Here is a 10,512-nt window from a genome sequence, read left to right on the forward strand (position 1 = left end):
GGCGGCTCCGAAGGGCCATACCTTCATCTCTTGCACAGCACCGCTTTCAGAACTTCGCCTACATAAAGCTCCTCTCAGCGTTCGTGGCACACCGTCTGTTCGAATATCGGATGCGAATGGCGCGCCGAACCACCGCAAAACAGGTCACTGATGATCCCTCGCAGCGAAGGCTGGTGGCCGGTGCTCGTTCTCATCGATGGTTAAGCGCGCTGGTCAGAGCCTTGCGCCGCGCGGTGGGAGAGGCCCGCGTAGCCACTCCCACCGCATGCTGGCTCGCACGCGAGTGCACACGCCGAGAGCTCAACAGGGCCTCTGACCTGCGACGCGTCCGCACTCAATGTTCGGTGAGAATGCTTAACCTTCGCTGCGAGAGGTCAACTGACCTCTGACAGAGGATCTTGCTCGTTTGCCAGGTGATCTTGACGGCCTGCAGGTTTCTGCCACTTGATCTTGACCGGTGCGGCGCCTCGCGCAGCAGCAGGCACAGGCTTTGCCCGTCCGCGCTCACGGCGGCCGAGCTGGCCTTTGCGCCCCAGCGACCCGAACGCGGCCGCCCCCTGTCCAACCAGTCGCGGCCCGCGATAGGTTCACGACTCATGAGCACCGAGCTGGTGGTGGCCTCGGTCTCCGGAGCAGCCGCCCTCTTAAGCGTCCTGCTTAGCTCCCGGTTCAGCTGGAAACAGGCTGTGCTCGCCGGGCAGCTGGAGCGGCAGAGAGCGGAGCAGCTGAAGCTTGCCGAGCATCAGGACCTGATGAGTCAGCGCCGGGATCCGCTGCTGTGGGCGGCCTATGACCTTCAGTCACGTCTGTTCAACATCGTGGACAGGCGGTTCCTGAACATCTACTACTCGCGCGGCCAAGGCCCCGATCGCGACTATGCGCTCAAGAGCACCCTGCACGTCATGACCGACTACCTCGGTCAAGTGGAGCTACTGCGACGCAAGGTCCAGTTCCTGGACCTGGGCAACCGCGAGAACTCCCGGACCGTCGTCCGACACCTGACGGCCATCAGCAACGTGCTCAACTCCGACGGCTACGACGACCCCCACTTCCGCGTATTCCGGAGCAACCAGCGAGCCCTCGGAGAGCTGGTGATCTGCGACAGCAACGACCGGTGCCTGGGCTACGCGGAGTTCTGCCGGCGCCTGGACACCGATGCTGACTTCGCTGGGTGGTTCGAGCCGCTATCGGATGGCATCCGCGAACTGGCTTCCTCGACGCGCCCACATCCCAGGCTCGTGCAGCTTCAGATCGCGCTCATGGACTTGATCGACTTCCTCGACCCAGACGCCGATCGCTTCCCGGACCACCGCAGGTCCCGGCTGAGCCTGCCGTGAACGAGGGCGACATCCTGCACCGCCACCCGCTGGTGGCAAGCGCGAAAGAGGTATACACCCCGACCCGCAGCTGAAGGCGAACCATCTCAGCGATCAGTCAAGATCGTTTGGCAAACAGTCAAGATCACTTGGCGCAGGACAGTCACCCACTGACCTCTCGCAGTGAAGGTTGAGCGATTCTCAGCGAAGGCTGGTGACCGGCGTTCTTTCTCACCGATGGTTAAGCGCACTGGTCAGAGCCTTGCGCCGAGCGGCGGGAGGGACGGGCTCCGCAGTTCCCGCCACGTGCTGGCTTGCCCGCGAGTACGCGGGGCCGACGGCTCAACAGGCTTCTGACCTGCGGCGCGTCCACACTCAATGTCCGGTGAGAATGCTCAACCTTCACTGCGAGAGGTCACCCACCCCCGAAACCCTGCCCATCACAGCCCGCCCCTGCCACACTGGACCCGGCCCCGCTGCCCCCGTCGGCGGGGCCACCATCCGGAGGCCACCATGACGTGCGGAAACTGCGGCGCAGCAGCCAGCCAGGCCCCGACGGGACGTGGATCTGCTCCAACCAATGCGGCTGGTCCTCCACCACGCCAGCCATCGCCATAACCCCGGAGATCACCACCACGCGCTGCCGCGGCTGCGACGCCGAAGTCCACGGACTCGACGGCCGGTACGCATGTGGGCTCTGCGGATGGTCCAATCACTGGGACGAAGGGCACAGCCCCCTCCCCGGCTCCTACGGCATCTCCGGGGACATCAACACCCTGAAGTGAACGCGTGAGCGGGCCACCATTCCCCCAGGAAGCGTGCCTGTGTATTCGGGCAGCGGATTCAATGGGCTGCCCGCGAAACGGGGAGCAGTGCTGCGTGCGGCTGCTGACGGACACCGCGCGGTGAGGGTTTTCGTCGTTTCCGACTGGGACCAGAGCGGGGTCCACCTGTTCTCCGCGCTGGCCGAGGACGTCACCGCGTTCGCTGCCGTGGACGCCCCGGGAACGGAGGTCGTCTTCGAGCGCCTGGCGGTGACCGAGCAGCAGATCGCCGACTACAGGCTGCCCACCGCACCGCCGAAGGTCGGTGATCACCGCTCGTTCAGCGGCACCTCCACCACCCAGGCCGAGGCCATGCCGCCCGACGTCCTCGCCGCCGTGCTCAAGGCCGCGATCACCTCCCACCGAGACGTGCGCGTCCTGGCGGCACTCTTCGAGCGTGAGGAAGACGAACGCCGCCGTCTCCTGGAGAGCCTCGGATACGACCCTGACGCCGACTGAACCGGTGCGCCGGGTTCAGCCGGCCCTGTGTGTCGCTCGTCCGGGCTGGGTGCCGCCGAACGTTCCCGCCCGCATGGTGGGCCTTGATGTACTGGACTGTCGGAGCAGGGCGAAGCAGGGGAGCGGGACTTTGGCCGGGTACAGCAGGGGTTACACCCTCGAGCCGAGGGGCGCGTGCGCGTGACGGACTCCAAGGACTTCGAGTGGGTGGTGTGGCGTCTGGAGGTCCAAGACCCATCGCAACTCGCGGGCGAGGATCCGGACCTGGACGAGCGCACCCAGGAGACGATGACGGAGCTGTCCGCCTCGCTGGGCTGCGTGTACGAACTCTGCGTCGACTACGACTCCTACGACGACGAAACGCCGTATTACGCCTGGTGGGTCCGCCTGCCCGCAGCCGAGCATGTTCGACTCGACAAGGACGGCCTGCCGCTGGCCATTGCCCCGCTGCGCCAGTACCTGACCACCCAGCTTCCCGACGGTTTGAAGTGGGAGATCATGCCGGACCGCGAGTTGACGTACGACCACGCCCGCAGCGTGGCCATGCGGGCCGCCTACGACGATCTGATCGCCCCGTTCGAGCGCGCCCTGATGCCGCTGCGCGCGGACGGGGCTGATGCTCTCGATCCGCGGGCGAAGGTCTGGAAATGGGAGGAGAACCTCCTGGTCGGCACGTTCGATCTGTGGCTGTGCAACGACCCGGACCGCCCGCACACCTGGCTCGTCGTCACCGTCGGGCTGTGGACCGAACCGCAGCTCTTCGACGAAGAGCCCGCAGCCCGCCTCGGCCACTTCGACTTCACCCCGCACCACCCGCTGCTCGTCCTGCCCCGCCCGCCGGCCCCGTCGACCTACACCGCCCGCGTGGAATCCGGCTCGTTCCCCGGTAAGAGCACGTCCAGGGCCGAGCACGCCGACGCGCTCGGCACAGCACACCAATGGACGGCGAACGACCCCGACGTCCTGGCCGAGCGGGTCGCCCACGACCTCACGCTGCTGTGGCCGCACCTCACCGGCCCGGAAAGGCGCTGACGATGGCCTCGTACGCGAAGGACCCGCGCTGCACCGCCATGGCCGAAGCCCTCGTGCCCCTGCTGCGCCGCAACTGCCCGGAAGGCGCCGGCGGATTCGGCGGCTCGTACCAGGTGAACCTGGATGACGAGGAGGCCGTCGGATTGGGCGGGGTGGAACTGATCCGGGCCGCGATGCGTAAAGCGGCCCGGCACCTCGGCTGGAAGGTCACCACGATCGGGATGATCGGCACCCGCCACGGCACCATCGTCGTCGTCCAGGACGTGCGCGAGGTGCCCGAGGAACACCAGGCCGTCATCAACGACGCCATGAACGACCGGATGCGCACCGCGCTGCACAAAGTGTGGGGCGAGCCGGGCCCGGCGCCCGTGCAACGTGGCTCGGTGGCCCTGATGACCCAGGAGTTCCGCGCCGCCATCGCCCAGACCAGCCCCTGACCGCTGCCGGGAGGGCGCGGCGGCCGCGAAGAGGCTCATCGACCGGCTGAACGGCCTGAGGCGAGTCCGACCATCCTCCGTTTCACTCAAGCAGGAGGCCCCTGCGGTTCAGTACGTTCACCAGCTCGGTACGTGCCTCAAGGAAGGCGTCGCGGGCCTCGGACAGATCGGCCATCGCCTGTTTGTATCGCTCGGGGTCGTTGTGTTTCCACTCCGGGGGCACCTCAGCATAAGTCGGGGGGTTGGGGCCATCGTCCGGGTCGTGCATGTCGTCGAGTTCGTTTACCAGCCGGTCGAGGCTGTTCATGAACGCAGCATGTGCGTGCACAAGCGCGGGGGCGAGGAAGCCGATGTCGTCAGCGCGAAGGTCATCCCTGGCCTGGTGGATCGCCTGACTGAACTCCACCTTGACTCGCGGCATCGGTGGCCGACTCTGGAGAAAACGGAGCCAGGGCGCGTCGAAGGGCATTGCTGCGAGGATGCGCTGTGCCTTGGACCGATCCGCGGCGTCTTCGGCGGGCGGCACGCTATCGCGATACGCGCCGCCATCGTCAGCGGCCGGGGACCCAATGGCCATCCAGCCTGCGGACAGTCGGCGGTGAGCCTCCGGAGCACTCCAGAAGACGGTTTGGTCGCCCCTACGGACAGGGACAGCAAGGCCGGTGACCGACTTCGCGTCCTTCCCCGTAGGTGCGGGAATCACGAACGGTCGCGCGCTGGCGGGCTGGGCCGGGATATCGATACTCAGCACTCCCTTGCCCTCGCTGCGCTCTGTCCATCTCAGTTCCAGGCCCTCGATGTGGGGATAGACGCGGTCGTCGATCAGCTTGCGGTATGTCTCGGTGTCGACCAGTGTCCGTGGCACGGCGCTGACTTCAGAGATGGTCTCGACACCGTTGGCAGCTGTCGCCTTGAAGCCGATGATGAGCAGTCCGCCCGTCACGGTGTTGGCAAAGCCGGCCACGTCCTTGACGAGCTCCTCCTTGTGGTGAGCCCCCTTGCCAACCATGTAGGGACGGGACTTCACGTCCATCCATCCGCACTCTTCGAGACCTATCAGCGCCTCAAGGTCTCCGGCGCTAAGCGCCGCACGCACGTCGTCGATGTTCACGGGGCTCAGCATGGACGGTGCCGTGAGCGGCGTAAACACTCTGCACCCGTCCAGGGGAGAACGCTGGCGGTGTCTCAGAGCACCCCGGGCGGTGTCACCCGCCGTCGGTAGCGTGTCCGCCGTGATGGTAGGCACCGAAGAAGCCCGGCGGGTCGTGCTGTGCGGCAACAGCGCCTCGTACCGTGCTCCGCGAACACGACCGGCTCGGCGCGGCGAACATCGGCCTGACGGCCCTGGACGGCATCCTCAACGCCGACCTACGGGGACATGCTCGCCCGGCTGCGCGCCGACCACCGCAGCCCGACTCACGGCTACTACCTGGATGTGCCGTTCGAGGAAACCGTGGCCCGGCGCGCCATGAAGCCGATCGCCGACGACGTCAGCGAGACGCAGCTGAGGGACTGGTACCGGCCGCGCGATCTGCTGCCCGGCAGAGTCGAGGCCGTCATCGGCGCACAGCGCCGGCCGCAAGCGCGGCATCGACGAGGACGCCGAGCGGATTCAGACGCTGTTCCGGCAGCCGGCCGCCCGGCAGTTACTGGCGGTGGAGGAGGCCATGGGTATCCAGGCCAAGGCGCTGCTGGTTCAGCTGAACGCTGTCTGCAAGGCCGTCGACGAGCTCGCCAAGGCGGTCGAACGGACCTTCCGGAGCCACCCTGACGCACCGGTGATGCTCAGTTTCCCCGGCATCGGTCCCGGAGTCGGCGCACGCCTCCTGGCCGAGATCGGCGACGACCGCAAACGCTTCGCTACCGCCGGTGGACTCAAGGCATACGCGGGAGCGGCGCCGATCACCCGAGCCTCAGGCAAACGCAAATACGTCGGACGGCGCTTCGTGAAGAACAACCGGCTCAACCACGCCGGCTACCTCTGGGCCTTCGCCACCCTCACCCACTCCAAGGGCGCCAACGCCCACTACCGGCGACGACGCGAGACAGGGGACTGGCATGCTCAGGCCCTGCGGCACCTGTTCAACCGCATGCTCGGCCAGCTCCATCATTGCCTCCAGACCCGGTCCACCTTCGACGAATCCATCGCCTTCCCGCAGCCTGCACAAGCTGCTGCCTTGACGCCTTAACCGCATGAGGTGTCTCTCTACTGAGAGAGGTCTTCATTCGCGTAGGACACAGCACGGCCGGGGCCCGGGCCCGACTGCCGTCCAAAACGGGCAGCGGCGATCGCGGCCTGTTGCTGCCCGACGTGAGGAGCAGGGGCTGTCAGACTGATGGGCTCAACTCGACTACGTTGCCGCGGAGATCACCTGATGAACGCCACCCCCGAGGGAGCCGAAGAGCGCACTGGCGGATGCTTGTGTGGTCGGATCCGCTTCACCGCCACGGGCCCACCGGCATACCCGCACACATGCCACTGCGACCATTGTGTGAAGCTCGGTGGGTCCCCGGTGATGTGGTGGGTCGGATTCGAGCGGGTCACGTGGACGGGCGAGGGCGGTGAGCCGACCTGGTTCGAGACGTTTCCGGGCAAGGCCAAGCGCGGCTTCTGTCCGACATGCGGCACCAGAGTTGCGGCGGTCGACTGCGACATCCCGGAGATCGGCATCAACGTCCCGGCACTCGACGACACCAGTGGCGCGGACCTCGTGCCGGTCAATGCATCCTTCCGTGAGAACGCGGTGCACTGGACGCCCCCGGTGCCCGACACCCAGCGCAGCCCCATCGGCTAACGCGCAGCCCGCTCAGGCGACCGGCAATATCCGGGCGCCTGGGCTCACATCACACCCCGGCCCGACTCGTCCGGGACCGTGCAGTCGACTGCAGCACTGGCACTGGTACTGCAACACGGCCGGTGCAACATCCCGCGCGTTGCCCCGTGACCTGCGGATACACCGGGAATGGCTTCTGGCCGCGTGTTGCACACGGCGTTGCGCACCCGTCTGTCCGTTCGGGCGCCGGGTGGTCCGTGGGCAGCTGAGTTGGATCGCCCGATGACGAACGGCTCACCACGTGAGCGCCCTGACAACAGGCTGGCCGGGCGTCAGAGCATGGTGAGCTGCTCGTGCTCGGGCATGTCGAAGTGGGTGATGCGCCCTTCGTGCCCCATCTCTTGCAGTTCCCTGGCTTCCTGGGTGCTGCGGACCAGGGCGTGTTCTTCCCTCGCTCGGGACGAGGTTGCTAGCAGGAGTGGGCATGGGCGTACGACTCCGTACAGGGACCGGTGTCGTTTGTCCTGCGTGTACAGCGGTACTCCGTAGGCGTACGCCGGCTCCATCAGCAGCTTCTCGGGGATCTGCACCCACAGCTTCTCCTCGCGCCGGGCCTGCTCGGCCACCGCGGCGAACAACTCCGTGATCTGCTGCTTCGACAGCTTGTGCCACCACGCGTTCGCCGCCTCCACGGCCTGGCGCTCCCGCTCCTCCCGCTCGGCCTGTTCCCGGGCGAGACGCCGCGCTTCCTCGGCTTTCTCCTGGGCGCGACGGGCTTCCTCCTCGGCCCACCGCCGGCGCCGGGCCTCCATACGGATACGGGACTCTTCCTCCTGCTGCTTGTTCCGGCGAGCGGTCTCCTCCGCCTTCCGGATCCGCTCCTCTTCCTCCGCCTCCTTCCGGCGGAGTTCGGCAGCCTCTTCCTGCAGCCGCTGACGCTCCTCGCGTTCCTCCTTCGCCGCTTCCTGGCGCTGCCGCATCAGCTCGTGCCGCGTCTGGGCGTCGGCCGACTGCAGGGATGTCCACCACCGGCCCCGACGGAACCGCAGCCGCTCGCCGTCGACCACACGAGGCACCCGTCGGTAGCGCGGATAGCTCTCCACGGACACGAGCTGCCCGTGGAGCACCCAGCGGACGAACTTCTGCAGCTGCTCCTCGCGGAAGACCCAGCTGCCGGCGGCGTAATCGAACCCGGCGACCCCGTCATCCACCACCCAGACCTGTCCCCGGTCCTCCGGCGCGCGCACCCGAACCGCGGGCACTGCGCTGATCCACTGCGGCGGCTTCTCGTTCGGGGACACCCAGCACACCAGGATCCCCTCGGCCCGGTAGCGCTCGGTGCGCTCCTGGATGTCGTCGTTGGTGATGGGGGACAGTTGGGCCTCCCAGGCCATGCGCTGGGTTCCATCCGTGGAGGTGGCCATGACGTCCGCGCGCCACGAGCCGTCCGCGGCCGGCACTTCGAGTTCGGCGAACCATCCGGCGTCCCGGATCGCGGTCGCCATCTCCAGCTTGAGCATGTGGTGTTCCCGCGACTCGTTCGACAACTCGCAGGAAGACGGCCGTCCAGGGTCGTGGGCGAAGAACCTGAACCCGGAGCGGGAGACCTTGGCGTGCAGGCCCCATTCACACTCCGGGCAGGTGAGCGGCGGGCGGGGGCGGGCTTTGTGGACCTGGGACCAGTCCAGCCTGTGTCCCAGGTCGGCCAGGGTGGCATCGAGGCGGCCGTGGTCGGCATGCAGCGCGGTGAAAGGCATGAATCGCATCTCCCGGCGATCCGGCGTAATTCGCGACGTATCTGACAGGACAGGAAATACCAGGTGCCACTGACAACCGGCCCTTCGGTCCAGGACCGGCCTGCGTCCCTACTGAGTCCGGGAGGACAGGGACGGCTCGTGGCCGGCAAGACCGAAGTGGGTGATGCGCCCGGCACGCAGGCCGCCCGCCTCCAAAGCCCTCGCCTCCTCCGCGTCACGGGCGAAGACCTGCTGATAGATCAACTGGGGGGAGAGAGGAAGCAACTCCGGGCAGGGGCGCACGATTCCGTACAGCCGGTTGAAAGCATGCACCGGAACCCCGTAGGCGAAGTTCGCCGCAACGCCGCCGCCCTCGGGAATCCGAACCCGAACCCGCTCACGCCTCCATGCCGCGTCGACAACGGCCCTGAACAGCTCCTCGACCTTCGGACGAGACAGCAACGCCCACCACCGCTCTCCAGTGGCGTGGGCCCGCAGCTCCAGTTCCCGCAGAGCGGCCTGCCGCTGGGCATCGAGCTCCTGCTCCCGCACAAATTCCTCCAGGACCCGGCGCTCTCGAAGCACCGCCCGATGCCGGGATTCTTCCTCTTCGCGCCGCACCCGAAGCCGACTGGCGGATACCTTCTGCTCCAGCTTCTGCGCAGCCCTCTGCACCTTGGCCTCATGGCGCCTGCGCTGGGCCTTCTGACCAGCGGGGGAAGCCAGCCACGCCTTACGACGCTCCCTGGACGCCGCCTCCAGCCCCTGCCTCCGCGCCTCACGCCGACGCGCATCCTCCGCCCGCTGCTCCCGCTCTCGTTCGTACGCGCTCTGCGCCTCCGCCGACTGGCGGGAGGCCCACCACAGATCACGGACAAACCAGCGAGTCTCCTCACCGACGATCCGTGTCACCTCACGGTGACGCGGCAGGCTCCGCCAGGGGCGCAGCTGACCGCGAAGGACCCACCTCACGAACTGGGCCAGCTCCGCCTCCTGGAAGAACCACCCGCTGGAGACGAAGCTGCCGAGACCGTCGTCCACGACCCAGGACTCGTCAACGCCCTCGGGCACCCGTACACGCACGGACGGCACAGCCCCCAGCCACACCGGCGGGCGCTTGTGGGGGGACACCCAGCACACGCTGACGCCTTCAGCCGCGTACCGGTCAGTCCGCGCCGCGATGTCTTCCACCGTGGCAGGGGAAAGCTGCGCCTCCCACGCCATGCGCTGCTCGCTGTCGGGCGAAGTCGCCATCACGTCGGCCCTCCAGGAGCCGTCGGCGGCAGCGACCTCGAGTTCGGCGAACCAGCCGGCCGCGCGAATGGCTCCGGCCATCTCCAGCTTGAGCATGTGGTGTTCCCAGGACTCGTTCGCCAGGGAGCACTCCGGCGGCCGCCCGCCGTCGTGGCAGAAGAACCGCACACGTTTCGGAGAGTGCTTGGCGTGTACACCCCACGCGCACTCCGGACAGGTGAGCGCAACGCGGGGTGAGACCTTGTAGACCCCGGACCACTTCAGGCCGGCCCCGAGGTCGGGCTGGGTAGCGTCGACGCGGCCCGCTTCCGGATGAAGAGCAATAAAAGGCATAAAATCGCATCTCCTGCACGATCTGTCGCATACAGCGGCCAATCTGACAGGACAGGAGATAGCAGGTAGCACTGACAATCCCGTTCTGGGCTGTGCGAAAACCCCCGCCAGATGCAGGGGCGTGTCAGCGGCTGTCGGGTGCGGATGATGGCCCGTACCGCAGAGACCCGGATCGACACAGACCTCGCGCGGGAGCGCTGACCAGAGCCGGGCAACGAGTACGGACGCGCGGGTCCAGGCGTGACAAGGAAATCGAACATACGGTGTGCCACGAACGCTGAGAGGAGCTTTATGTAGGCGAAGTTCTGAAAGCGGTGCTGTGCAAGAGATGAAGGTATGGCCCTTCG

Annotated in this window: 9 protein-coding genes and 2 pseudogenes; 8 read left to right on the plus strand and 3 right to left on the minus strand. The window is 67.1% G+C overall.

All coding sequences use genetic code 11. From position 1 onward, the window contains the following. Nucleotides 1-596: 596 nt before the first annotated feature. The 5 genes from ACGFU7_RS46590 to ACGFU7_RS46610 all read left to right on the plus strand — a co-directional run bounded on the left by ACGFU7_RS46590 (nt 597) and on the right by ACGFU7_RS46610 (nt 4,068). Nucleotides 597-1,337: a hypothetical protein gene (locus ACGFU7_RS46590; protein WP_393704747.1), complete on the plus strand. Its 741-nt coding sequence runs from the start codon at nt 597-599 to the stop codon at nt 1,335-1,337. A gap of 497 nt (nt 1,338-1,834) precedes the next feature. Then, nucleotides 1,835-2,101, plus strand: coding sequence for a hypothetical protein (locus tag ACGFU7_RS46595; protein WP_393704749.1), 267 nt, complete (start codon nt 1,835-1,837; stop codon nt 2,099-2,101). Between the two features lie 120 nt (nt 2,102-2,221). Then, nucleotides 2,222-2,599: a hypothetical protein gene (locus ACGFU7_RS46600; protein ID WP_393704751.1), complete on the plus strand. Its 378-nt coding sequence runs from the start codon at nt 2,222-2,224 to the stop codon at nt 2,597-2,599. A 180-nt stretch (nt 2,600-2,779) separates the two neighbouring features. Continuing rightward, on the plus strand, nt 2,780-3,631 hold the full coding sequence (locus ACGFU7_RS46605; protein ID WP_393704752.1) for a hypothetical protein: 852 nt from the start codon (nt 2,780-2,782) through the stop codon (nt 3,629-3,631). A 2-nt stretch (nt 3,632-3,633) separates the two neighbouring features. Next, nucleotides 3,634-4,068, plus strand: a complete 435-nt coding sequence (locus tag ACGFU7_RS46610) for a hypothetical protein (RefSeq protein ID WP_393704754.1) — start codon at nt 3,634-3,636, stop codon at nt 4,066-4,068. 82 nt (nt 4,069-4,150) lie between these two features. On the opposite strand, the gene ACGFU7_RS46615 is transcribed toward ACGFU7_RS46610, so the two are convergent. Then, nucleotides 4,151-5,179, minus strand: coding sequence for a helix-turn-helix domain-containing protein (locus tag ACGFU7_RS46615; RefSeq protein ID WP_393704756.1), 1,029 nt, complete (start codon nt 5,177-5,179; stop codon nt 4,151-4,153). 124 nt (nt 5,180-5,303) lie between these two features. On the opposite strand from ACGFU7_RS46615, the pseudogene ACGFU7_RS46620 reads away from it, so the two are divergent. From ACGFU7_RS46620 to ACGFU7_RS46630, 3 genes and pseudogenes are all read left to right on the plus strand, one after another. Then, nucleotides 5,304-5,632: pseudogene (locus tag ACGFU7_RS46620) on the plus strand (kinase); the annotation flags it as partial. Nucleotides 5,633-5,639: 7 nt separating this feature from the next. Continuing rightward, a pseudogene (locus tag ACGFU7_RS46625) lies at nt 5,640-6,257 on the plus strand (transposase); the annotation flags it as partial. Nucleotides 6,258-6,560: 303 nt separating this feature from the next. Continuing rightward, on the plus strand, nt 6,561-6,863 hold the full coding sequence (locus ACGFU7_RS46630) for a GFA family protein (protein ID WP_393704757.1): 303 nt from the start codon (nt 6,561-6,563) through the stop codon (nt 6,861-6,863). Nucleotides 6,864-7,174: 311 nt separating this feature from the next. On the opposite strand, the gene ACGFU7_RS46635 is transcribed toward ACGFU7_RS46630, so the two are convergent. Together ACGFU7_RS46635 and ACGFU7_RS46640 are read right to left on the minus strand one after the other, a co-directional pair. Then, entirely contained in the window at nt 7,175-8,599 is a 1,425-nt protein-coding gene (locus ACGFU7_RS46635; protein ID WP_393704759.1) for a competence protein CoiA, read from the minus strand. Nucleotides 8,600-8,707: 108 nt separating this feature from the next. After that, nucleotides 8,708-10,165: a competence protein CoiA family protein gene (locus ACGFU7_RS46640; RefSeq protein WP_393704760.1), complete on the minus strand. Its 1,458-nt coding sequence runs from the start codon at nt 10,163-10,165 to the stop codon at nt 8,708-8,710. Between the last annotated feature and the right edge of the window lie 347 nt (nt 10,166-10,512).

Source organism: Streptomyces sp. NPDC048473 (assembly GCF_043200155.1).
Lineage (GTDB): Bacteria > Actinomycetota > Actinomycetes > Streptomycetales > Streptomycetaceae > Streptomyces.